Genomic DNA, 24,643 nt, shown 5'->3' on the forward strand with positions numbered 1-24,643 from the left:
TTTACTCCGCAGGAAGACCCGCGCCCACGCGGAAGAAGCTGCGCTCCTGCGCGCGCTTCTCGGGTCTATGTCGTGTGAGCGCCAGCAGGAAACCGGCGGTGACGCAGATCGCCATCATCGAGGAGCCGCCATAGGAAATCAGCGGCAGCGTCATGCCCTTGGCAGGCATGAGTTCGAGATTGACGCCGATATTGATCATCGACTGCATGCCGATCTGAAGCACGAGACCTGCCACCGCAAAGCGGACGAAATCGTCCTTTTCCTTGAAGGCGTGGCTTAAGCCCCGCAGCACGATGAAGGCGAAGATCGCAACCAGCGCCATGCAGAAAAGGATACCGAATTCCTCTGCCGCAACGGAGAAGATGAAGTCTGTATGGCTATCTGGAATGATGCGCTTGACGATGCCTTCACCCGGACCCTGGCCGAACCAGTCGCCGCGGATGATCGCTTCACGGGCGGTATCCACCTGGAATGTATCGCCCTCGCCCGTCCAGAATCGGTCGATACGACCAGCCACGTGTGGAAGCGTAAGATAAGCGGTGACAATGCCGCCAACCCCAAGTCCGCCGAGCATGATGATCCAGAACCACGGCACGCCGGCCATGAAGAACATGCCACCCCAGACGACGGATGTCAGGATCGTCTGGCCGAAGTCCGGCTGGGCGATCAGAAGAGCGGCAACAATGCCGAAGGTGATGATGGCAAAAAGATTGCCTGGAATTTCCGGGTGACGAGCGCGCTCGGCAAAAAGCCAGGCGCAGACAATGACGAAGGCCGGCTTCATGAATTCGGACGGCTGAATGGAGAAGCTGCCGATCGAAATCCAGCGGCGCGCACCCTTGACCTCAATGCCGAAGAACAGCGCGAAGATCATCATCAGGAGCGATGCGATCAACAGCACGATGGCAACGCGCCGCACCTGGCGTGGCGAGAGGAAGGAAAGGCCGATCATGATCGCCATCGACGGAACGATGAACATCGCCTGACGCTCGACAAAGAAGAAGCTGTTGAGACCGATGCGCTCGGCAACTGCAGGCGACGCGGCGAAGGACAGCATCAGACCGATGCCGATGAGCGCAATGAAAGCCGCCAGAAAGAAGCGATCGATTGTCCAGAACCATTCCGCGACTGGACCGCGGTCAGTACGGCTTACCATGTCTTCAGCGCTCCTTTTGCACGTCCACCAGCATCGTCACACCATCGAGTGCGGCGACGTGGGACACGAACGAATCACCACGTATTTCGAAATTCTTATATTGATCGAAGCTTGCGCAGGCCGGAGATAGCATCACGACATTGCCGCTCGCCCCTTCGGCAAGGGCATCGGCCGCAGCATGCTGTACTGCCTTGTCCAGCGTGCCGGAGATCTCATAGGGCACAGCCTCACCCAGCGTCGCAGCGAACTCCGCAGCCGCCTCGCCAATCAGATAAGCCTTGGCGATACGCGAGAACAATGGCGAAAGGCTGGTAATGCCGCCGGCCTTCGGCAAGCCGCCCGCAATCCAATAGATACGGTCATAGCTCGACAGCGCCGGTGCAGACGCATCCGCATTGGTCGCCTTGCTGTCATTGATGAAGGTGACGTTGCCACGCCGCCCAACCGGTTGCATCCGGTGCTTCAGGCCGGGGAATGATTTCAGACCCGCCTTCACCTCTTCCTCGGAGATGCCGACTGCGAGGCAAGCCGCAATCGCAGCCGCCGCATTCTGCGCATTGTGGCTACCGCGCAGCGTCTGGATACCGTCAAGATCGACAAGCAGTGACGACGTGCCGCCCTCGGCCTTCATGATCCGGCTGCCTTCGGCGTAAAGCCCGTCAGCCACCACATTGCGCTTCGATATCCGGCTGACTTTCACGCCAGCGCGCTCGATACGATCGGCAATCAGCGTGCAGAAGCTATCATCGACACCCACAATGGCGGTATCGCTTCCTGCAACGAGACGCTCCTTCACATCGGCATAATGCTGCATCGTGCCGTGGCGATCCAGGTGATCGGGTGTCAGATTGAGCAGGATGCCAGCCGTCGGGTTCAATGTCGGCGCGAGATCGATCTGATAGGACGAGCACTCGACGACATAGAAGCGTTCGGCTTTCGGCGGATCGAGGCTGAGAACGGCCGTGCCGATATTGCCGCCAAGCTGCGTATCGCGGCCTGCGGATTTCAGAATATGCGCAATCAGAGCCGTGGTGGTGGATTTGCCATTCGTGCCGGTAATGGCGATGAACGGGCAATCCGGCGCATGGGCACGGCGTTCGCGCACGAAAAGCTCGATATCGCCAATCACCTCAACGCCCGCCGCCTTGGCAAGATCGACCGACCAGTGCGGCTTCGGATGGGTCAGCGGCACGCCGGGTGCCAGCACGAAAGCGGCAAGCTTAGACCAATCGAGCGTGCGCAGATCGGCAGTCGGAATCCCCTCCCCGTGAGCCTTCGCAACGCTATCGGGGTTGTCATCGAAAGCGATCACATTTGCGCCGCCAGCGACCAGCGCTCTTGCAGTCGCGAGGCCAGAACCGCCGAGACCGAAGAGTGCAACCTTTTTATCCGCAAAAGAGGTGACGGGGATCATCGCTTACCTCAGCTTCAGCGTGGCAAGGCCGAGCATGGCGAGACCGACGGAGATGATCCAGAAGCGGATCACGACCTGACTTTCCGTCCAGCCCTTCTTTTCGAAATGATGGTGGATCGGCGCCATCAGAAACACGCGCCGTCCGGTGCGCTTGAACCAGAAGACCTGAATGATGACGGAAAGCGTCTCCATGACGAAGAGACCACCGACGATCACCATCACGATCTCATGCTTGACCGCAACGGCGATGGAACCGATCAGGCCGCCAAGCGCCAGGGAGCCGGTGTCGCCCATGAAAATAGCGGCTGGCGGCGCATTGAACCAGAGGAAGCCGAGCCCCCCGCCGATGACCGCGCCGACGATCACGGCAAGCTCACCTGTTCCGGGCACGAAATTGATTTGAAGGTAGTTGGCGAAAATCGCATTGCCGACGAGATAGGAAATCACACCGAAGGTCGCCGCTGCAATCATCACCGGCACGATGGCAAGACCATCGAGACCATCCGTCAGGTTCACCGCATTACCGGCTGCGACGATGACAAAAGCGCCAAAGAGAACGAAGAAATAGCCGAGATTGATCACGAATTCCTTGAAGAAGGGAAAGGCGACCGAACTTCCAAGCGTTCCGCCATGCGGTGCCGTGGCAAGCGCAATCTTCATCATGAAGAACGTGGCAATGGCAGCGATAACGAATTCGATGCCAAGACGCGCCTTGCCGGAAAAGCCCTTGTCGCTCTGCTTCGTCACCTTCAGGTAGTCGTCGTAAAAGCCGATGGCGCCGAAGCCAAGCGTCACCAGAAGAACCGCGACGACATATACATTCGACAGATCGGCCCAAAGCAGCGAGCCGCCGAGGATACCGGCAAGGATCATCAAGCCGCCCATGGTCGGCGTACCCGCCTTCTTGAAGTGCGTCTGCGGGCCGTCGGCACGGATCGGCTGACCCTTGCCCTGACGAATGCGCAGCGAATTGATGATGGCCGGTCCGAACAGGAAGACGATGAGCGCCGAGGTAAAGAGCGCTGCACCCGCCCGGAACGTGATGTACCGGAACAGGTTAAAGATTTGAATTTTGTCCGACAGTTCAACGAGCCAGATCAGCATGTTTGCCCTTTCGAAAGGCGGTCGAAGCGGCGGGCGGGAGGTAAAACCAGCGCCGCTTCAAGGTCCTTGTTTCCGTATCGCGCGCAGAAAGCCGAAAAATTCGGACTTTCAGGCTTTCTAATTCTGGCGCTCCGTCTCGGGGAATGCCGGATACTTGTCAAGAAGAGCCGAGACAATCTTGCCGAAACCGATGCCAAGTGACGATTTTATCATCACCACATCGCCCGGCTGCACCCACTTCAGAACGAATTCAGCCAGTTCAGCGGTCGTCGGGAACCAGGACACATTGACGCTGTCCGGAAGCGCGTCGCGAAGATGCGCCATCGATTCTCCGGCAAGCCAGACATGTTCGATGCCGGCAGACAGGATCGGACCGGAGAGTTCCTCATGCACTTCCGCGGCAAACTCGCCCATTTCCAGCATGTCGCCGAGAACTGCAATGCGCCGCCCGTTGCCACTCACTTCCGCCTGCGCCAAAAGCGCAATCGCTGCACGCATGGACGCCGGGTTGGCGTTATAGCTCTCGTCGATCAAAAGGAACGAACCATCGCCGACCGACAGGCGGTGACGCTCTCCTCTGCCCTTGACGGGTCGAAGCGCACCAAGCGCATGGAAAGCACGATCGAGGTTTGCACCGGTCACCGCGACGACTCCGAGAGCAGCCATGGCATTCTCGGCAACATGACGACCCGGCGTGCCGATATTCAGCTCGCTTGTCTCGCCATTGATGATCGCCCAGATGGTCGAGCCGTTCGGCGTGCTTTCGAAGTCGGCAAGCCGGAAATCGGCCTTGGCATGCTGGCCGAAGGTCAGAATATGCTCGATGCCGACATTGATCGCCGCTGCTTCCAGCCGTTCGAACTGCGCATTGTCACGATTGAGAATGACCGCACCACCTGGCAGAACGCCTTCGAATATTTCTGCCTTGGCATCGGCGATTTCTTCAAGACTGTTGAAGTTGCCAAGATGTGCCGCCGCAATCGTGGTGATGATCGCCACATGCGGCTTGACCTGCTTGACCAGCGGGCGGATTTCGTTCGGGTGGTTCATGCCCACTTCGAACACGCCGAATTCGGTATCGGCGGGCATGCGCGCCAGCGTTAGCGGCACGCCCCAGTGATTGTTGAAGGACGAGACCGCGGCATGTACCTTGCCGGAAGGAGCCAGCACTTGCCGCAGCATCTCCTTGGTCGTGGTCTTGCCGACAGAACCGGTGACCGCAATGATACGTGCCGAGGTCCTTTCACGCGCAGCAATACCGAGCTTGACGAGGGCGGAGAGAACGTCATCGACGACGATCATCGGCACCGTCAGGCGTCCAAGTGCAGGCAGTTTGGCCTCGGCCACGACCATCAGGCTCGCGCCATTGGCAACGGCAAAACTCGCATAATCATGGCCGTCAACGCGGTCGCCCTTGATAGCGAAGAACGCCTCGCCCTGCTGCACAGTGCGGCTGTCGATGGAAATTCCCGTGATACCTTGCGGCAGATTGCCGACCGGACGTCCCGCCGTAACGGCAATCATGTCCGCAACTGTCCATAACCAGTTCAAATCTTCAATCCTTCCAGCGCCGAACGCACCTGTTCATGGTCGGAAAATGGCAGCGTGACGCCGCCAACGATCTGACCTTCCTCGTGCCCCTTGCCCGCAACGATCAATGTGTCTCCATTCCCCAGCATCGACACGGCATGGCGGATGGCCTCTGCGCGGTCGGCAATTTCCAGTGCGCCCTGTGCTGCCGCCATGATCTCGGATCGGATGGTGGCAGGCTCCTCGGAGCGCGGATTGTCGTCGGTGACGATCACAATGTCAGAAAGCCGGGTCGCCACCTCGCCCATGATCGGACGCTTGCCCTTGTCGCGGTCGCCGCCGCAGCCGAAAACGGTGATGATGCGGCCGGATGTGAAGGGGCGAACGGATGTCAGAACATTCTCCAGCGCGTCCGGCTTGTGGGCATAATCCACATAAGCCAGCGCGCCGTTTTTCGTCTGCCCGACCAGTTCGAGACGACCGGCGGCACCGATCAGCTTTTCCAGCGCCTTCATCGCAACCGACGCGGAAACGCCCGTCGACATGGCAAGACCCGCCGCAACCAGCGCATTCGCCACCTGGAAATCACCTGCGAGAGGAATATCCACCTCGTGGATTGCGCCCTCGTGATGAACTTCGATCATCTGCTTGTGACGGAAATGCTCAACGCGCTTCAGCGCCAAGTACTCGCCTTTGCGGCCAACAGTGCGCACATCATGACCAGCCTTGGTCGCCACGTCGATTGCTTGCGCGGACCACGGATCGTCGGCAAATATCACCACCGGCGAGCCCTTTGGCAGAAGCGTATCGAACAGCCGCATCTTGGCCGCCATATAGTCGTCGACCGTCGGATGGTAATCCATATGGTCGCGACCGAGATTGGTAAAACCGGCAGCGGAGAGCTTGACGCCGTCCAGGCGACGCTGATCGAGACCGTGGCTGGAGGCTTCCATTGCGGCGTGGGTAACGCCTTCCGACGCCAACTCGGCCAGAAGCGCATGCAGAGAAACAGGATCGGGTGTGGTCAGCGAACCGTAATCTTCGCGGCCCGGCGCAATAACACCAGTCGTGCCGATCTGCGCGGCTGGATGACCGGCAAAGGCCCAGATCTGACGGGTAAAGGACGCAACAGAAGTCTTGCCGGCCGTGCCGGTGACGGCGACCATCGTCTCGGGCTGCTTCCCGTAAAAGCGGGCGGCGGCGAGCGCGAGATACAATCTGGGATCGGAGACGACAAGAACCGGCACATCTGCGGAAATAGGCTGGCCGGAAACGATCGCGACTGCACCCTTGGCAACAGCATCCTGCACGAAACTCGCGCCATCCGCCTTGTTGCCGGCAACAGCGACGAAGAGCGCGCCCGGCGCGACCTTGCGGCTATCAGCCGTGATCGAGGTGATGGTCAGCGCTCCGGCATCCGTCCGAAGCAACTCATTCAGTTCCGGAAACGACTGTCCCGATAGATCTCGCAAATTCATTGATGTGTCCGTCATGTCCCCCCGACGCGAATCGCCGGTCCATCATAAGCTGTACCAATCAATAAGACACGAGCAAGGCCGAGCCATCCTTGCCGAACTTCGGCTTCACGCCGAGGATCGCGGCAGAGCGGGTGATGATGTCGTGCACCATTGGAGCCGCGGACGTACCTGCAAGTGCAGCGCCGTTACCCTTGTCTGTCTTCGGTTCGTCGATGAAGGAAAGCACCACATATTCCGGCTTCTCCATCGGGAACGCCGAGAGGAAAGCGTTGAAGTTCTTGTCGTGCACATAGCGGCCATTGACCACCTTATCGGCCGTGCCGGTCTTGCCACCAACATTGAAGCCTTCCACACGGGCGTTGCGGCCAGAACCATTGACGCCGTTCCATTCGAACAGGAAGCGCATGTCGCGGCTGGTGGTGGGCTTGATCACCTGCTTCGCCACCGCATCGGCCTGTTCAACCGTACGCGGGAGGAACGTCGGCTCGATCAGCTTGCCGCCATTGACGAGGGCCGCACCGGCAATCGCCGTCTGCAATGGAGTGGTCGAGACGCCGTGGCCGAAGGAAATCGTAATGGAGTTGATCTTCTTCCATTGGCGCGGCTGTGTCGGCATGGCCACTTCCGGCAATTCCGTCTGCATCCGGGACAGCAGGCCAAGGCGTGTCAGGAATTCCTTATGGCCTTCGGTCCCGACCGTGTCGGCGATTTTCGCCGTACCAATGTTGGACGAGTACTGGAAAATTTCCGGCACGGACAGGATGCGACCCTTGCCGTGGAAGTCCTTGATGGTGAAGCCACCGATGCGGATCGGGAAGCGTGCATCGAAAGTGGAACCCAGCGAGATACCGCCCTCGTCCAGACCCATGGCGATGGTGAAGGACTTGAACGTCGAGCCCATTTCGAACGTACCGTTCGACATGCGGTTCAGCCAGCCTTCCTTGGCGCCTTCCGCCGGATTGTTCGGATCATAGTCCGGCAGCGACGCCATGGCGAGGATTTCACCCGTGTGGACGTTGATGACGACAGCACCTGCGCCAATTGCCTGGAACTTCTGAATGGCGTTGACCACCACTTCGCGCACGATCGCCTGGACGCGCAGATCGATGGAAAGCCTTACAGGCTCAAGCGGCTGGTCGGAGGTCATGCCAAGCGCGGTCAAATCCGCAAGGCCCTGGCTGTCGAGATAGCGTTCCATACCGGCAACGCCGCGGTTGTCGATGTTCACGTGACCGACGACATGCGCCGCCGTCGGACCGCCCGGATAGAAGCGGCGCTTCTCAGGCCTGAAACCGATGCCGGGAATACCGAGCGCCAGGATCTGGCTCTGCTGCTTCGGCGTCAACTGACGGCGCAGCCACTGGAAGCGCGAACTGGATGTCAGCTTCTGGTAAGTGCCGCGCGTATCGAGATCGGGCAGAACGGTGCGGAGCTTCTCGATTGCCTCGTCGACATCGACGATGCGATGCGGTTCGGCAAACAGCGAAACAGTGCGGATGTCGGTCGCCAGTACCTCGCCATTGCGGTCCAGCAGATCGGGACGCGAGGCCATCAGCCTGTCGGCGGGCGCAATGCTGGAAACGGTTTCCTGCTGGGCCAAGCCATATTGCACCAGACGGCCGCCGATGACGCCGTAAAAGCAGACGAAGCCGAAGATCAACAGGCCAACGCGGCTCTTTGCCTGCGAAGCGCGCTTCTTGCGTGCGCCTTCAAAGGCAGCATGGTCCGCTCCGCCGATCGTGCTGGCGGAGAAATGGGCCTTGCTCTTCAAAACCATGACGCGGGAGAGAAAAGACATCAGTCCACCGATCCTGTTATCGTTTCATCCATTTCACCAGACTCGTCACCCACCGGCGCTCTTGGAGCAGGCATTGGCTGCTTGGGCGCACGGGTGACATGCGAGCGTGGCGCCGGTGCCGGAACAGGCTTGCCGCCGGTGGCGACAATCTGGCCGGCAGGCGCCGATTTGGGCTTGGCGCCGCCAAGTGTGGCGCCGGGCTTGGAACCGTTGACCGCCGCGGCGATCACGTCTTCGACACTCATGCCTTCCGGCTCCGGCGGCTTTGGCAACTGCGAACGCAGCATTGGAAGTTCCTGCGGCTGTGCCAGCTGCGTCGGCAGCGTCGGCGTCAGCTGAAGATCCGCCTGATAGGCATTGACCAGCCGATGCAGCCGGTTGGGCTGCGTCAGCAAAGCCCAGTCGGCCCGCAGAAGATCGATCGTATCGCGCTCCAGCTTGATCTCGGCTTCGAGCTTCTTGACCGATTCAAGCTTGAGATCGGCCTGATGCTTGATGGAATAGGTGACGACGGCCGCCGACACCATCACACCGACGAGAATGAGGTCGAGTGTGCGCAGCATGTCAGCCTCCCATCTTTTCAAGGCTGGCGAGATCGGGAAGGTCGAAAATGGAGATGTCCGCCGGACGGGCCGGAGCGGTTGTTCGCACCCCAGCGCGCAGCTTGGCGGAACGGGCACGCGGGTTGAGCTCCGCCTCTTCCTCGCTCGCCGCAACCATCGGCTTGCCGAGCGAATCGAAGATCGCCGGCTTGTCTTCCACCATCGGCATATGGCGTGAACCCGCCGCGCGGCCGGAACGATCGGCAAAATATTTCTTCACGATGCGGTCTTCCAGTGAGTGGAAGGTGACGACGACGAGACGGCCGCCGGGCTTCAACACCTGTTCGGCCGCAAACAAGGCCTTTGCCAGCTCGCCCAACTCATCATTGACGAAGACGCGCAGCGCCTGGAAGACGCGGGTCGCTGGATGGATCTTATCCTTCGCCTTGCGCGGCGTGACGATTTCGATCAGCCCGGCAAGGTCGCGCGTCGTGCGGAAGGGCTCTTCCGCACGCTTCTTCTCGATGGCACGGGCAATACGTCCTGCCTGCTTTTCCTCACCGAGAAAGCCGAAGATGCGGATCAGATCGCCGACCTTGCAGCGGTTGACGACATCGGCGGCGGAAACGCCGGATGCCGACATGCGCATATCGAGCGGGCCGTTCTTCTGGAAGGAGAAGCCGCGCTCGGCCTCATCGATCTGCATGGACGAGACACCGATATCCAGCACCACGCCATCGAGCCCTTGGGCCGGCGCATGCGCTGCCAGGTCGGAAAACTGCGAGTGAATGAGAGAGAGCCGCCCGCCATTGGCGGCAACCATCGGCTGGCCGCCAGCGATTGCAGTTGGATCACGATCAAGAGCGATGACATGAGCGCCGCGGTCGAGGATCGCCTGGGTGTAGCCGCCAGCACCAAACGTGCCGTCGAGAATGATCTTGCCTTCCGCGGTATCAAGCGCGCTCAAAACTTCGCGAAGGAGAACCGGAATGTGGCGAACAGGTCCGCCACCGGCATCAGAAGATCGTCCGCCAGAATTCGCCGCCATTCCGTGTCCCCGCCTTATACGGGGCGAACAGCAGAAAAACTGCGCCCCGCTCTTGCCGCCGTCTGCGCCTCGTGAAACGCGTCCGGCTGCCACAACTGAAAATGATCCGCCCGACCGACAAAGGTCACTTCGGTGGTGATACCGGTGAAGTCCCGGATGAAATCCGTGACCATCAACCGCCCTTCCCCGTCGAGCTTCATGAACACGCCGCCACCGTGAACCAGCAGCGACATTGCATTTGCTTCCGGCGAAAACGCATCCATCGACGCGATCTGCCGCTCGTAGCGATCCAACAGGTCCGGCCCGCCAATGCTGATGGCCGGAAAGGCGAAATCCTGAAGGCAATAAAGCTCTTGGATATCGCGCTGCGCCAACACCGAACGAAACGCCGACGGAACCGAAACACGCCCCTTGGCGTCGATCCTGTTCGTCACATTCGATAAAAAGCGCCCCATATGACAACTCGCCAGAAACGCCTGAAGCCGCATGCTCAGGCGACACCGATACGCACGACAAATCGCTGACCGGCAGAACCAAACATTCTGCAGCCTTGGAAAGGCCTTTCATCCGTTTCAGCGATTGCGGGTCAAAAACACGACCCCTTGTGGTGTGCATTTGGGATATCATGGGACACTATGGGCGTCAATGGGAGAAGGCGGCGCGAACCGACTTCGGATTCGAATATTCATATCCCGTTAAGTTTAACGAATGGTTTACCGGCCGCGCTTTCGAGCGCCCTCCCCGCCTCCCGTTACGGAAGCTTGGAAGAAAATTTCTTGAACGATAACAATGCCCTATTCCGAAGATCGGAATCGGCTTCATATGGGAAGAGAAAGAGAGAAATCGCCAGTTGGCCTGTAAGCCGGGTTCTGTATGGCCCCGGTTTGACCCGGAACGTGGCAGCCATTCATCTGGGACGGCATTTGCATGCCGCCTCGCGCAACCCACCCGGATGACTCGCCCGGAAACAGGCTGTAGGCACCGCTTTCGCGGCACCCCACGTCATCCCTATTCGGTCTTGCTCCCGGTGGGGTTTACCATGCCACCCCTGTTACCAGCGGCGCGGTGGGCTCTTACCCCACCCTTTCACCCTTACCACCTGAAAGGTGGCGGTCTACTCTCTGCGGCACTTTCCCTAGGGTCACCCCCGCCGGACGTTATCCGGCACCGTGTTTCCGTGGAGCCCGGACTTTCCTCACCCTACCGTCTTTCGACATTGGTAAAGCGCGGCTGCCCGGCCAACTGGCACGCGCTCCTTAGACGGGTTCAAGATGAAAAGCCAACGGAAAATCGGCAGAAGCTGGACAGCATTTGAAGGAGGTGGCTGAGCCTATCGGCCAAAGACCGGTGCGAAATCGGTCTCGTAACCTTCGTCCTTGAGATGGCCTTGCGTCAGAAGTGCTGCCCCCAACCGCCCGATCTCGTCCGAACTCTTTGCCGCGGCACCGCAGCCGCCGGTCAGAACCGCAATCCGCTCCGACCCACAATAGCCGATCGCCGGGTAGCCGCTCGGCGTATAGGATGTGACACAGGCCGCCATCGACAATCTTGCTACATCGATGCCGGGAACAAGCGTCTCGACGACGGCCGCGAGATTGTCCCGCACCTCAGGCTTTCCGCCCGCCCGGAACCAGGCACGGATCTCCGCATCCGTGCCAAGCAGAATATCTTCCGGTTCACCGCCAATCTTCAGATAGGCCTTGCCATCGGGATAGATGACCGGTGGCAGAAGATAGATATGCTTGGCCGGATCACTCGGCTCATAGATCAGCGAGGGCATCTCGGAAAAGTTTGGAAGATCGGCGTCGTCGACCTCAAAGAAGGCAACCGTGCGGCCATAGACCTCCATCGCAAGCGGCTGCGGTAACAGCCCTTCCATCGTTGAAAATCCACCCGCAGCCACGAGCACCTTTTCCGCCGTATAACTTTTGCCGGAAGCAGTGGTGACGAGCGCCACACCCGCCTCATCCCGCACCGAAACGACAACGTCCTCATAGCGCGTCACCCCGCGCTTTTGTGCTGAAAGTATTTGCGCCCGCACCAGCTCGCGCGGATTGATGTGACCGGCATTGCGCCGCTCGAAGACGCCTTCGCAACCGCTTTCGAAAGAAAAATAGGGGAAGCGCTGGACCAACTCGGCATCACCGAGAACGTCGGTTTCCACCCCGAGCGATTCGGCCGCAGCACAGACATTCTCGATATAGGGAACACCTGTCCCCCGCGCCTTGCCGACAATCAGGCAGCCGACTTCATGGTAGAAATTGATCCCACTCTCACGCTCGATCTCCTGGTAGCGCGCAATCGAGCGATTGGCGAGCAGCGCCCAGTCCGCATCGTCGTCGATGGTCCGCGTGATCCGCGCCGCGTCGTAGTGGCTGGCAAACACGCCCTGATGATGTCGGATATCCGAAGGCTCAAGCGGCCCGATCAGCGCAACGCCGTCCGACTGTAGAGACAGATGCCGAGCCGCTGCTGCCCCCATCATGCCCGCACCAACGACGATATATTTGAACTGCGCTGCCATAACCGCTCTCATAAAATTTCAGATTCTGCTTCAGAGACTTGTAGCGCCTTCTTGAATCACGGCCAGAGGGATTTCAGGTTTTGATGAAGGCGATCGTCAAACAAACACCGGCGCCATCTGCGCAGCAAAATCGTCCTCACTCAACTGCCCCTCAAGCAGAAGCACCGCCCCAAGCCGGCCAATCTCATCGGAAGATTTCGCCGAAACGAAATTACCGCCGGTCAGCGCCGCAATGTTGGAAGACGATGTGTAACCGATATAGGGATAGCCGGTGCGGGTGATGGAGGCGACGCAGGAGCCGGACGTCACGGGGCACCCGGCAAGGGCGGGCATCAACTCGATCGCGCGACGGACAAGGAAATCCACCTCACTCGCCGTTCCGTCTGAATGGAACCATTGGACTGCCTGATCGAGCGTTTCCAGCCTGCCCTTCTCGCTCTCCCCGCCAATCTTCAAATAGACCTTGCCATCCGGATAACGAACGGGGGACAGGACATAGACGATGTCGTCTTCGCTTTCCGCAAGGACGATGGTGGAGGGCATGCCGGCAAACGCTTCCTGCTTTTCTTCGTCCAACTCGAAGAAGGCGATGGTGCGACCCGTTGCCGCCATGTCCACTTTGAGAGGCAGAAGATCAGCCATGTTGGTGAAGCCGCCCGCTGCGACGATCACCTTTTCCGCCGTGTATCGATGCCCGTCCAAGGTCTCCACTTCGACGCCCAAACTGCTATCGGAGACCTTCACCGCCGTCTGACGAAAGACCGAGGCACCCTGCTGCTCGGCAATCGTCACTTGCGCCTTCACCAAGGCGCGCGGGTTGACATAACCGGCACTACGCGGCTCGAACCAGCCACGATGATCGCCCGGCAGGGAAAACATCGGGAAGCGAGAGGAAAGCGCATCCGGCTCGTAGGTCTCGACCGTCAGACCAAGAGTGTCCTTTCGACGCATCGCTCCCGAGACATAGTCACCGCCCAACCCCTTACCATTACCGGTGAAGAGGCAGCCCACTTCGTGATAAAAACGGATGCCGCTCTTCTGCTCGATCTCGCCATAGCGTGCGATCGAGCGCTTCGCGAGCTCTGCCCATACTGGGTCGCCGTCAAAACCGCGCGTGATCCGCGCCTCGTCATAGTGGCTGGAGAAGACGCCGTAATGGTTCTTGCGGTCTGTCGGTTCGGCAGGACCGATCAGCGCGACGCCATCTGTCCGCAAGGAAAGATGGCGCGCCGCCGCGGCTCCCATCATTCCAGCGCCGATCACGATGTATTTGAAGTCCACCATGGCTACCCTCTTTGTGCATGCTGAGCCTTCACTAGCAAACACGCGAAGTGGAAAGAAGCCCGCATAGAGCGCCGTGCGTCCTATTGGACGCACAAAGGACGCTCTATCTTCTTTGATCTACGCATCGTGCTTTCCGAAAATCGATTCCGATTTTCGGGCCGATGCTGTAGCCTCAATACCATCACCCTTGGAGCAACGCCTGCACCTTGCCGCAATAGGCCTTCGACACCGGGTTCATGCGAGTTGCGGCATGGCCGGCATTGTAGCGCAAAATGGTGCTGCACACTTCGCCGCCACCCAGTTGATGCGCGGTAGCGAGATATTGCATACCCCAGCGAATGTTGGTTTCCGGATCGTAGAGCGCCTTGACCGTGCCACGATAGCCCATCATCCGTGCGGTGGCTGGCTTGATCTGCATGAGCCCGACTTCGCCAGCACTTCCTCGGGCCTTGGGATTGAAACGGCTTTCGACCGCAACGACCGCATGCGCCAGGTTCGTCGGCACGCCGTAACGCTTGGCATATTTGACGATGAGATCGGAGTAATCATTCTTCAGCGTGGCAGGAAGGGTTCGCTCAGGGATGGGGTAACCGGGCTTGCGGAAATAGGTTTCTAGCGTCACGGTCCTGGTCTTCACGTCATCCTTGGCGACGACAATTCCGGTCTGCGCGGCCAGCATCGAGATACAGACCGAGACAGCAAAAATCACTCTTCTCATCAGTAGAAATAGTCTCCAGGCACGAAGACATCCAGTCATGGACACGCAAAGGCGCACATCAGGAAAGTCACGGGAACAATCCTTTGGAAAGTCTTCGTCATTGATATTGTCGGCTTCTATGGAAAGACCCATCCAGCCGCATTTCGATGCGGCGTTTAAAGTCGGCCAATAAGGATTTACTGTGGCAGCATCTTAAGAAGGGATGGTGGACCGGCTTCGATCACGCCAGTTTCATCGGAAATCGCGCCTACGCGCTTCTGAATTTCGGCAGTGCCGAAATGAGCCGGTGCAGCGTATCGATGGTGGAAAAATCGGCGATGCCGTCAACCAGCGCAGGCCGGAAATGTCGCTGGAAGGCGGCGACAGCACCTTCCGTCTTCTCACAATAACTGCCCGAAATTTCAACGCCGTAGCCATAGAGCGACAGCATCGATTGCAGGGCCTCCACCGGCTGGCCACTATCGCCGCGATGGAAGAAACGTCCACCGCCGATCGGAGCGGGCTGGACCCAATGGCCAATGCCCTTCTGCGACAGGATGTCCCATGGGAACTTCTCGCCCGGATCGACCTTGCGAATAGGCGCAACATCGGAGTGCGCCAGCACTCTTTCCGGCGCAATCGACCAGCGCGCGCCGCAGTCGCGACACAATTCAACGACCGCTTCGATCTGGACTTCGGGGAAAGCCGGCAGTCCGGCAGGATGGCCGCCATTGGCGATCTCGATGCCGATCGAGCGTGAGTTCAGATCGATCTCGCCCGCCCAGAAGCTCTTGCCCGCATGCCAGGCGCGACGGCTTTCCGGCACCATCTGAATGACGCGTCCATCTTCGAAAACAAGATAATGGCTGGAAACCTGGCTTGCCGGATCGCAGAGCCAGGAGAGCGCACGCTCTGCGCTTTCCATGCCGGTGTAGTGAAGAATGATGGAATCGGGTGCGCTCATCCCCACCCGCTCGCCATGATTTGGCGAGGGCTGGACGCTGGCACCGGCATAATCCGGCAGAAAGTCACTCATGCGACGCGGCGTTCTCTCTCGATGGCCGCATAGGCGGCATTGAGTGCCGCCATACGCTCATTCGCAGCCGCATGCAATTCCATAGGAACGCCACGGGCAATGAGCTTGTCGGGATGATGCTCGGCCACCAGCAGACGGTAGCGCTTGCGGATATCGGAGAAGTCGTCGGACGGAGAAACGCCGAGCACGCGGTAGGGATCGCGCCCTTCCATATGGACATGGCGCGCCATGATCGTTTCGAAATGATCCTCGGTAATCCGGAAGATTTCCGCGATCCGGCCAAGGAAGGCCATCTCACGTTCATGGATCAGGCCATCGGCCTTGGCGATGTGGAACAGGCCGTCCACGACGCTCTCCAGCATCTCGCAGTTTTCACGCCCCGTGCCGCAGAGTCCTGCAAGGCGCTCGGCATAGGCTTCGTAACCGGCGACGTCCTGCCGCGCGAGGTTATAAAGCCGTGCAACGTTCTTGGCTTCTTCTTCGGGAAAATCGAATATCTGGCGAAAGGCGCGTACCTCGGCATCGTTCACGACACCGTCGGCCTTTGCCATCTTTGCGGAAAGAGCAATGATCGCGACGGAGAAGGACACCTTGCGGCGAGTCTCCGGATCGCCTTCGAAGACGGTGCGGACCGCTTCGATCACGCGACCCAGGACGTTTCCTGCCGCTTCGCCGATCGCGCCGAGCAGCCGCTCCCAGAGGGATGAAATTTGCAAACAGGCGAAATCGAACATCATGTCTCTAAGCATGACGGCTCCATGGTGTGAATGCAAGACGCATAAGGTCGCTGATCATTAAGTTTTCGTCATCTTAGCTTCGCTCTACGCTGATCATTTGACGCAGACGTAACAGCTTTTCCACAGGTCGGTTCCGCGGTCACTGACACTTCCCGGCATTGAAACGATTATATTCGCCACGCAGTTCACCGATCTTCGAGAATACCGCGAAATACCCGTTTTTCTTGAGAAATTCACTTTACATGCAAAACGGCCTGTCGCATCCATTTGCCCCGACACGCATTGAGAACCGACAAAGGAGAGCCCCATGGCCAAACAAAAAGTCGCAATGTTGACCGCAGGCGGACTGGCGCCCTGCCTCTCGTCTGCCGTGGGCGGATTGATCGAACGTTACACCGACATCGCTCCCGAAATCGACATCGTGGCCTATCGCTCCGGCTATCAGGGCGTGCTCCTTGGCGACAGCGTCGCAATTACCAAAGAGATGCGTGAAAAGGCTCCTCTGCTGCATCGCTATGGCGGCTCCCCGATCGGCAACAGCCGCGTGAAGCTCACCAATGCCGCCGATTGCGCCAAGCGTGGATTGGTGAAGGAAGGCGAAAACCCCTTGCAAGTGGCTGCAGATCGTCTGGCCAAGGACGGCGTCACCATTCTTCACACGATCGGCGGCGACGACACCAATACCACCGCTGCCGACCTTGCCGCCTATCTCGGAGCCAATGGTTACGACCTCACCGTCGTCGGCCTTCCCAAGACGGTCGATAATGACGTGGTCCCGATCAAGCAGTCGCTTGGCGCCTGGACGGCGGCGGAAGTCGGCGCAAACTTCTTTGACAATGTCAGCAACGAACAGAGTGCCGCGCCCAAGACCTTCGTCATTCACGAAGTCATGGGCCGCCACTGCGGCTGGCTGACGGCCGCCACCGCACGCGCCTATATCCAGAAGGTCAAGAGCAACGACTATGTCGAAGGCTTGCTGATGGGCGAAGAGTTGAAGCGCATCGACGGTCTTTACCTGCCTGAAATGGCCTTCGACATCCAGGCGGAAGCGGCCCGCCTGAAGAAAATCATGGAGAAGAATGGCTTCGTCACCCTCTTCGTTTCCGAAGGTGCAGGCCTCGATTCGATCGTGGCGGAGCGTGAAGCGGCCGGCGAAGCGGTCAAACGCGATGCCTTCGGCCATGTGAAGATCGACACGATCAATGTCGGTGGCTGGTTCCAGAAACAGTTCGCGAGCCTGATCGGCGCCGAGCGCACCATGGTACAGAAGTCCGGCTACTATGCCCGCTCGGCCCCGGCCAACGGAGAGGATCTACGCTTGATCCACAGCATGGTGGATCTGGCAGTCGAAAGCGCCCTCAACAAGGTCTCCGGCGTGACTGGCCATGATGAGGATCAGGGCGGCAAGCTGCGCACCATCGAGTTCCCGCGCATCAAGGGCGGCAAGCATTTCGATATTTCCGCACCTTGGTTCTCCGAGGTGATGGACCATATCGGCCAGCCCTTCAAAGCGGCGTAACGATCAACGCCCTCCTAAATTATTAGGAAGACAAGATCGAACTGATGCATCCATTGGCCCGGAAAACCGTTTGGTTCCCGGGCCAATGCTTTATTCTCCTTTTGAACGTCCCTGGAAGAAGGCGTGGCTTTCGCACAACGCAGCGCGGGAAAGCCCGCATTGTTCCAAACTCCATGTGACGAAGGCTTTATTATCGCCTCATCGCTTGGTAAAAAGATGTGAAGGGCAAGGAGGTCGTCATGTCCGCACAAGTCTGGCTGGTGTTCTGCGCAGCCTGTGCCATTCTTTTTGCGCTGCCATCGCCCATTGCTTTCAAGGTTGCAAACTATGCAGCGGTCCGCGGCAAGCGCACCATGATCGCTTCGGTGAGCGGCGCGACGCTTGGTGCCATGACGACATTTACGGCGGCGGCTATCGTGATGGCTGGCGCGCCCTTTGTGCCTTCGTCTTTTCTCGACGTCATTCAATGGGCCGGCATCGGCTGGCTGATGCTCTTCGGTCTCTGGACGATCGCAACGCCTGCCGCCCGCGAATCCCAAGCGGAAAACGACAATCTGCGCGCCAGAACACTCGGTGCCATTTTCGTCGATTGCTTCGTCCTGGCGGCACTGCGCCTCCGCTACTTCGCCTTCTTCATCGCTTTCCTGTCGCTGTTCATCAACCGCTCGCGTGACGTGGTGGACATGTTGACGCAGATGCAGGCTGCGACCCTCGTCATGTCTCTTATATGCCTGACGTTACAGGCCACGTTTGCACGCTCGACCATCGCTATGGTGCGCCGCGCATCGGCGACGAAAAAGGTCAGAAACACCCGCGGAACACGCTTCATTACCGGCCGGGCAGTCTCCGCCGGCTACCGCCGCATCGCCGCCTGAAATACATCTGCCGCCTCCCGTCTTGCCGGAATCCTTACAATCAGTTAATGATCCGCTCATGAGACTGCGTGCTTCGTTTGATACGGGGGCATCAACGGGCAGGCAAATTAGAGGCGGCAGCATGATATTTTCTGGCAATTTGCGCCGTAAATCGGCGTCACTTTTGTCGTCCACCATGGGCTTGACGCTGGCTTTGGCAGGATGCACCAGCGTCGAATATTCAGCAAATTCCGACGTTCATTCCCCCAAGATTGCGGCCGCACCGGTTGCGGCACAGGCGACAGCGGCAGGCCCAGTGGCCCCCGGCACGCAGGCGACAAACGAGGTCCAGCAGTCCGGCCCCGTAGCAGCGGCAGAGACGAATGCGACGACAGTCGCCTCCCCGGTTCAGGTCGCATCCAATTCCGCGACAAGCCCTATGCCCTCCACTCCAGCCGTCAAGGGCGGTCGTGTCGCCCTTCCTCCGGCAGCAGAGATTGCAGCCGCAGCCGCGATTTCGGCGCAGATGCAATCGCCGACAGGCGCTCCGCAAATGGCATCGGCCACAACGGCAGCGACGCTCGGCGCAACACCTGTCGCCGCAACCGCGATGACGACCAATCACGCAGCCGGTCTACAGGCCGCGGCAAACACCTCCGCCACCGCTTCCCTGCCGCAGGTCGTGGCTGTCAAGGGCTCCTTCCCTCCTGCCCCGCCACCACCCGGCACGCCATCGGCAGCGCCAGTGCAGTTGACGGAAGACATGGTGCGCGTGCAGACGATCGTGCCGCTGCCCAAGCCTGATAGCACCGTCCTCGCCTATGCATCCGCTCCGCAAAATGCGGCATTGGCTGCGATCAGCACCCGCGAAGGTCTCAGCACCGGGCCGCAGCCCGTCGGGCGCGAGAAGCTCAGCGGCCTGATCTCCAAATACGCGACCATGTATAGCGTCCCGGAAGATCTGGTGCACCGCGTCGTCATGCGCGAAAGCCGCTATAATCCAGGCGCCTATAATCGCGGCCACTTTGGTCTGATGCAGATCAAGCATGCCACGGCCCGTTCCATGGGCTTCAATGGCCCTGCCTCCGGCCTGTTCGATGCCGAAACCAATCTGCGCTACGCCGTCAAATATCTGAGCGGCGCCTGGAAGGTATCCGAAAACGATCGCGATGGCGCCGTTCGCCTTTATGCACGCGGCTATTACTACGATGCCAAGCGCAAGGGCATGCTCCACGTCCTGCGCCAGTAACAGAGCGTTCTAGTCCCTCAACTCTCTATGATCTGACCTGTCCTTGAACAAAGGGCAGTCGAACGCCTTTTGGCGCCTGCGGCACTGCTCCGGGCAACGTTTGTATCAACGCGTGCTAACGGAGCGACTGCCTCCCGCTCCTCCCGTCATTAAACTGTTGCGTCCTGACGCTACACGCCTGTCACCCGAACGATAGGTGGAATCATATGACGAGTGCTGCCCCCAAAACCGGCTTCAGCAATAACACCAAGCTCAAAGCTGCGCTCCTCCAGCACAAGGCGCTTTCGACCAGCGGCCTGTCGGAGCGTCTGTTCGGCATGCTGTTTTCCGGCCTCGTCTATCCACAGATCTGGGAAGACCCCGATGTCGACATGCAGGCCATGGAGCTTCGCGAAGGCCACAGCATCGTTACTATCGGCTCAGGGGGCTGCAATGCGCTGGCCTACCTCTCGCAAAGCCCGAAAAGCATCGATGTGGTCGATCTCAACCCTCACCACATTGCGCTGAACCGGCTGAAGCTCGCAGCCTTCCGCCACCTGCCGAGCCATGGCGATGTCGTGCGCCAATTCGGCAAGGCCAATATCGGCTCCAACAGCGAAGGCTATGACCGCTTCATCGCCCCGAACCTCGATGCGCAGACACGCGCCTACTGGTCGAAGCGCACGATTGCAGGACGCCGTCGCATCTCCGTTTTCGATCGCAACATCTACCGTACCGGACTGCTTGGCCGCTTCATCGGCGCCGGACACCTCCTGGCGCGCTTGCACGGCGTCAAGCTTCAGGACATCGCCAAGACGCATTCGATAGAAGAGCAGCGCCAGTTCTTCGATGAAAAGGTGGCACCTCTCTTCGACAAGCCGATGATCCGCTGGCTGACCAAGCGCAAGAGTTCGCTCTTCGGCCTCGGCATCCCGCCGCGCCAATATGACGAACTCGCCAGCCTCTCGGACGGCAACACCATCGCGCCCGTTTTGCGCAGGCGCCTGGAAAAGCTCGCCTGCGACTTCTCCCTGAAAGACAACTACTTTGCCTGGCAGGCTTTTGCCCGCCGTTATCCCGAGCCCGGCGAAGGCACGCTACCGGATTATTTGAAGCCCGAATATTACGACGCCATCCGAAAGAATGCCGATCGCGTCACCGTCCATCATGCCACCTTCACCGAACTTCTGGCCTCCAAGCCCGCCTCGTCGGTGGATCGCTATGTGCTGCTCGACGCGCAGGACTGGATGAGCGACGTGCAGATCAATGAGTTGTGGGCGCAGATCAGCCGCACTGCGGCACCCGATGCCCGCGTGATCTTCCGCACGGCCGCAGAAAAGAGTGTGATCGAGGGCCGGATCTCGCCCGACATTCGCGCCCAGTGGTCCTATCTCGAGAACCGCTCGCTGCAACTCAACGCAAAGGATCGCTCCGCCATCTATGGCGGCTTCCACATCTATCAGAGGGCATCGGCATGAAGAGCATCGGAGACAGTGTGGGCCTTGCAAACGCCCAGCATGCCACCCTGATGGACAGAATGTACCGTCATCAGCGGCACATCTATGACATCACCCGCAAATACTATCTGCTCGGTCGTGACCGCACGATCGAACGTCTGGATATTCCCCATGGCGGTAGCCTTCTCGAAGTCGGTTGCGGCACAGGCCGCAATCTTCTGCTCGCAGCCCGTCATTTTCCGCTCGCCAAGCTCTACGGTCTCGATATCTCCGCCGAGATGCTGACCACGGCAGCGGAGAACTTTGCGGGCAAGAAGGCACGTCCAACGCTGCGCGTTTCCGACGCCACCACCTTCAGGCTCAGCGAGTTTGGACGCAGCGAGGGGTTCGATCGCATCATGATCTCCTATGCGATCTCGATGATTCCCGAATGGGAAAAGGCAGTGGAACGCGCCCTCCTGTCGCTGGCACCCGGCGGATCGCTGCACATCGTCGATTTCGGCCAGCAGGAACACCTGCCCGTCTGGTTCCGCAGCCTGCTACAGGCGTGGCTGACGAAGTTCCACGTCACGCCACGCGCAAACCTGCGCTACGTTTTGGAGACGCTTGCCGGAAGCCATAATGCATCGCTGGAATTTGAACCGATCGCCCGCGGTTACGCCTGGCGCGCAGTGCTGACCATGCCGAAGAGTTGAGAGAGCCATCCCGCCGCCTGGGAATGAATTCTCCTCCTTCCTCTTGTCATAACCGCTTGTTTACCCTGTTATGGTAAATGCGGATTAACGATATGCCGCGTCGGCCAAAGAGCAGGCGCGCGCAATCGGCGGCAACTCATTCAACTGGGAACATCATGCGGCGGCTCATTCCGGCTCTTCTTGGCACCTTGCTGGTCCTCAGTGGCTGCACCTCGACCAGTTACGATTTCCTGGAGACCGCCTCGGTCGCACGACCGAAGTTCAAGGATAACGATCCGCACGATTTCGGCCGCGATTCACCACACAGGCACGAAGTCCACGGCATCGACGTTTCCAAGTGGAATGGCGAGATCGAGTGGGCGACCGTGCGCAAGTCCGGCATATCCTTCGCCTTCATCAAGGCCACCGAAGGCACCGATCGCCTCGATTCCCGTTTCGATGAATACTGGCGCGGCGCGGCCGCCGCCGGCGTGCCGCACGCGCCTTACCACTTCTATTACTTCTGCGCGCCAGCCGATGCGCAGGCCGACTGGTTCATCCGCAACGTTCCGAAGGAATCGATGAAGCTGCCGCCGGTTCTCGATGTGGAGTGGAACCCCGCCTCCCCGACGTGCAAGACGCGCCCATCGCCCGATGTGGTCCGCTCCGAAATCCAGCGCTTCCTCACCCGCATCGAAAACTATTACGGCATGCGCCCGATCATCTATACCAGCGTGGATTTCCACCGGGACAATCTGGTCGGCCAGTTCAAGAACTATCACTTCTGGGTTCGCTCGGTCGCGGCTCATCCATCGGAAATTTATCCGCAGCGCCAATGGGCCTTCTGGCAATATACCGGCACCGGCATCATCCCCGGCATCAGCACACCCACCGATATCAATGTCTTCTCTGGAAGCGAGAAGAACTGGCGCACATGGGTCGCGTCTGCCTCCAACGCCCGCAGTTGACGACAGCGAAAACGCCAGGTCGTCTTAGGTAGCAGGCGCAGTTGTCACAAAAACGTATACCACTTCTGCGCGACCTGCTTTGGACTTGCTTTTTGAGCCAAGACAGGCAGATGTGCGACGAAATAATCGCAAAGGTGAGGAAACAAAACCTCGGCGATTATCTTTCACGATCCTGCCCATGCTTCCGCCACAAAGGGAAGGAAACCAGTGGGCCAATCGCACATTTGAGGAATTCTGATGTTCAGCTTCTCGCAACGCAGCCTGGTTCTTGCTGCCACTCTCTTTGCCTTGTCCTGCGGATCCGCACTGGCCGTTACCCCAACCGTCTCTCCCGATGATCCGAAGCAGGTTCCCTGCGGTGGCGATCTTTCGACCTTCCTCAAGGGCGTAAAGGATGAAGCTGTTGCCAAGGGTGTATCGGCAGAGGCTGTCGATAAGGCGCTCGCCGGTGCCCAGATCGACCAGAAGGTTCTGTCTCGCGATCGCGCCCAGGGCGTCTTCCGCCAGACCTTCCTCGAATTCTCGCAGCGCACCGTCAGCCAGGGCCGTCTGGATATGGGCCGCAAGAAGCTTCAGGAATATTCCTCAACCTTCAAACGCGCCGAAGACGAGTTCGGTGTGCCCGCTGGCGTCATCGCCGCTTTCTGGGCCATGGAAACCGATTTCGGCGCCGTACAGGGCGATTTCAACACCCGCAATGCGCTGGTCACGCTGTCGCATGATTGCCGCCGTCCGGAGCTCTTCCGTCCACAGCTGATCGCACTCACCGAAATGGTCCAGCATGGCGACCTTGATCCTGCGACAAACACCGGCGCATGGGCCGGCGAAATCGGCCAGGTGCAGATGCTGCCGAAGGACATCATCGCTTTCGGCGTCGATGGTGATGGCGATGGCCACGTCAACGTCAAGGGTAGCGCACCGGACGCGATTCTGACGGCTGCGAAGTTCATCCAGCATCTCGGCTTCAAGAAAGGCGAGCCCTGGATCCAGGAAGTTGCGGTGCCTGAAAACCTGCCATGGGAGAAATCCGGCCTCGGCGGCACCATGACCGCTGGTGACTGGTTCAATCTCGGTGTCACCCCGCGCGATGGCGACAAGAAGTTTGCCAATCTCCAGGCAGCGCTCATCATGCCGCAGGGCCGCAAGGGACCGACCTTCCTCACCTACCCGAACTTCAACATCTATCTCGAGTGGAACCAGTCCTTCATCTACACGACTTCCGCCGCCTATTTCGCGACGCGACTGATGGGCGCTCCGGTCTATAACAAGGGCAACCCCGACCCCGGCCTCAATGATGCCGAGATGAAGGAACTGCAGACGAAGCTCGATGCCAAGACGCATGATGTCGGCAAGATCGACGGCATTCTCGGCTCCGGTACGCGCATCGCCGTTCAGCGCGAACAGCAGCGTCTGGGCCTTCCAGCCGATGGCTGGCCGACCCGCGAGCTCCTCGACAAGCTTTGATGATCTGAGACGATCGGATCTGGTGAGAATGGCTGGGGAAAACCCCGGCCATTTACTTTTTTACGACCGGAATAACGAAATCTTCACCCTGTAATATAAGTTGTTTTTCAATGGATTGCTGCCGCAATTTC

Annotated in this window: 21 protein-coding genes and 1 other RNA gene; 7 read left to right on the forward strand and 15 right to left on the reverse strand. The window is 59.3% G+C overall.

The genetic code is table 11. The features are described 5' to 3' along the window. Nucleotide 1 precedes the first annotated feature (1 nt). From ftsW to QE408_RS17900, 15 genes are all read right to left on the reverse strand, one after another. On the reverse strand, nt 2–1,156 hold the full coding sequence (gene ftsW, locus QE408_RS17830; protein WP_306933463.1) for a putative lipid II flippase FtsW: 1,155 nt from the start codon (nt 1,154–1,156) through the stop codon (nt 2–4). Between the two features lie 4 nt (nt 1,157–1,160). Next, nucleotides 1,161–2,570, reverse strand: a complete 1,410-nt coding sequence (gene murD, locus QE408_RS17835) for a UDP-N-acetylmuramoyl-L-alanine--D-glutamate ligase (protein ID WP_306933464.1) — start codon at nt 2,568–2,570, stop codon at nt 1,161–1,163. A gap of 3 nt (nt 2,571–2,573) precedes the next feature. Then, the gene (gene mraY / locus QE408_RS17840) at nt 2,574–3,674 is read right to left on the reverse strand and encodes a phospho-N-acetylmuramoyl-pentapeptide-transferase (protein WP_306933466.1); all 1,101 of its coding nucleotides are present in this window, start codon (nt 3,672–3,674) and stop codon (nt 2,574–2,576) included. A gap of 117 nt (nt 3,675–3,791) precedes the next feature. Next, complete coding sequence (locus QE408_RS17845; RefSeq protein WP_306933469.1) at nt 3,792–5,225, reverse strand: UDP-N-acetylmuramoylalanyl-D-glutamyl-2,6-diaminopimelate--D-alanyl-D-alanine ligase; 1,434 nt, start codon at nt 5,223–5,225, stop codon at nt 3,792–3,794. After that, the gene (locus QE408_RS17850) at nt 5,222–6,682 is read right to left on the reverse strand and encodes a UDP-N-acetylmuramoyl-L-alanyl-D-glutamate--2,6-diaminopimelate ligase (protein WP_306933471.1); all 1,461 of its coding nucleotides are present in this window, start codon (nt 6,680–6,682) and stop codon (nt 5,222–5,224) included. Before QE408_RS17850 ends, QE408_RS17845 begins: the two co-directional genes overlap by 4 nt. A 58-nt stretch (nt 6,683–6,740) precedes the next feature. Next, a complete protein-coding gene (locus QE408_RS17855) occupies nt 6,741–8,480 on the reverse strand; it encodes a peptidoglycan D,D-transpeptidase FtsI family protein (protein ID WP_306933473.1) in 1,740 nt (579 codons plus the stop codon). After that, nucleotides 8,480–9,043 (reverse strand): cell division protein FtsL, encoded by a 564-nt coding sequence (gene ftsL, locus QE408_RS17860; RefSeq protein ID WP_306933474.1) that lies wholly within the window; start codon nt 9,041–9,043, stop codon nt 8,480–8,482. The genes QE408_RS17855 and ftsL overlap by 1 nt, the downstream gene beginning before the upstream one ends. Nucleotide 9,044: 1 nt before the next feature. After that, on the reverse strand, nt 9,045–10,070 hold the full coding sequence (gene rsmH, locus QE408_RS17865) for a 16S rRNA (cytosine(1402)-N(4))-methyltransferase RsmH (RefSeq protein WP_306933476.1): 1,026 nt from the start codon (nt 10,068–10,070) through the stop codon (nt 9,045–9,047). Between the two features lie 14 nt (nt 10,071–10,084). Then, nucleotides 10,085–10,525, reverse strand: coding sequence for a division/cell wall cluster transcriptional repressor MraZ (gene mraZ, locus QE408_RS17870; RefSeq protein WP_306933478.1), 441 nt, complete (start codon nt 10,523–10,525; stop codon nt 10,085–10,087). Between the two features lie 387 nt (nt 10,526–10,912). After that, nucleotides 10,913–11,316, reverse strand: an RNA gene (rnpB, locus tag QE408_RS17875) — RNase P RNA component class A. Nucleotides 11,317–11,400: 84 nt separating this feature from the next. After that, nucleotides 11,401–12,594 (reverse strand): NAD(P)/FAD-dependent oxidoreductase, encoded by a 1,194-nt coding sequence (locus tag QE408_RS17880; RefSeq protein ID WP_306933480.1) that lies wholly within the window; start codon nt 12,592–12,594, stop codon nt 11,401–11,403. 96 nt (nt 12,595–12,690) lie between these two features. Further along, a complete protein-coding gene (locus QE408_RS17885) occupies nt 12,691–13,878 on the reverse strand; it encodes an FAD-dependent oxidoreductase (RefSeq protein ID WP_306933482.1) in 1,188 nt (395 codons plus the stop codon). Between the two features lie 181 nt (nt 13,879–14,059). Beyond that, nucleotides 14,060–14,596: a lytic transglycosylase domain-containing protein gene (locus tag QE408_RS17890; RefSeq protein WP_306933485.1), complete on the reverse strand. Its 537-nt coding sequence runs from the start codon at nt 14,594–14,596 to the stop codon at nt 14,060–14,062. A gap of 247 nt (nt 14,597–14,843) precedes the next feature. Continuing rightward, entirely contained in the window at nt 14,844–15,611 is a 768-nt protein-coding gene (locus QE408_RS17895; RefSeq protein ID WP_306933487.1) for an N-acetylmuramoyl-L-alanine amidase, read from the reverse strand. Next, entirely contained in the window at nt 15,608–16,348 is a 741-nt protein-coding gene (locus QE408_RS17900) for a J domain-containing protein (RefSeq protein ID WP_306934852.1), read from the reverse strand. The genes QE408_RS17895 and QE408_RS17900 overlap by 4 nt, the downstream gene beginning before the upstream one ends. Before the next feature lie 307 nt (nt 16,349–16,655). On the opposite strand from QE408_RS17900, the gene QE408_RS17905 reads away from it, so the two are divergent. The 7 genes from QE408_RS17905 to QE408_RS17935 all read left to right on the forward strand — a co-directional run bounded on the left by QE408_RS17905 (nt 16,656) and on the right by QE408_RS17935 (nt 24,512). Continuing rightward, nucleotides 16,656–17,867, forward strand: a complete 1,212-nt coding sequence (locus QE408_RS17905; RefSeq protein ID WP_306933489.1) for a pyrophosphate--fructose-6-phosphate 1-phosphotransferase — start codon at nt 16,656–16,658, stop codon at nt 17,865–17,867. A 239-nt stretch (nt 17,868–18,106) separates the two neighbouring features. Further along, entirely contained in the window at nt 18,107–18,742 is a 636-nt protein-coding gene (locus QE408_RS17910; RefSeq protein ID WP_306933491.1) for a LysE family translocator, read from the forward strand. A 121-nt stretch (nt 18,743–18,863) separates the two neighbouring features. Further along, nucleotides 18,864–19,970, forward strand: coding sequence for a lytic transglycosylase domain-containing protein (locus QE408_RS17915; protein ID WP_306933493.1), 1,107 nt, complete (start codon nt 18,864–18,866; stop codon nt 19,968–19,970). Nucleotides 19,971–20,176: 206 nt separating this feature from the next. Beyond that, the gene (locus QE408_RS17920; RefSeq protein ID WP_306933495.1) at nt 20,177–21,427 is read left to right on the forward strand and encodes a DUF3419 family protein; all 1,251 of its coding nucleotides are present in this window, start codon (nt 20,177–20,179) and stop codon (nt 21,425–21,427) included. After that, nucleotides 21,424–22,101 (forward strand): class I SAM-dependent methyltransferase, encoded by a 678-nt coding sequence (locus tag QE408_RS17925; RefSeq protein WP_306933496.1) that lies wholly within the window; start codon nt 21,424–21,426, stop codon nt 22,099–22,101. The genes QE408_RS17920 and QE408_RS17925 overlap by 4 nt, the downstream gene beginning before the upstream one ends. Before the next feature lie 155 nt (nt 22,102–22,256). After that, a complete protein-coding gene (locus QE408_RS17930) occupies nt 22,257–23,048 on the forward strand; it encodes a glycoside hydrolase family 25 protein (protein WP_306933498.1) in 792 nt (263 codons plus the stop codon). A 237-nt stretch (nt 23,049–23,285) separates the two neighbouring features. Beyond that, nucleotides 23,286–24,512 (forward strand): lytic murein transglycosylase, encoded by a 1,227-nt coding sequence (locus QE408_RS17935; RefSeq protein ID WP_306933500.1) that lies wholly within the window; start codon nt 23,286–23,288, stop codon nt 24,510–24,512. Nucleotides 24,513–24,643 lie beyond the last annotated feature (131 nt).

The sequence above is a fragment of the Agrobacterium larrymoorei genome (genome assembly GCF_030819275.1).
Taxonomy (GTDB): domain Bacteria; phylum Pseudomonadota; class Alphaproteobacteria; order Rhizobiales; family Rhizobiaceae; genus Agrobacterium; species Agrobacterium larrymoorei_B.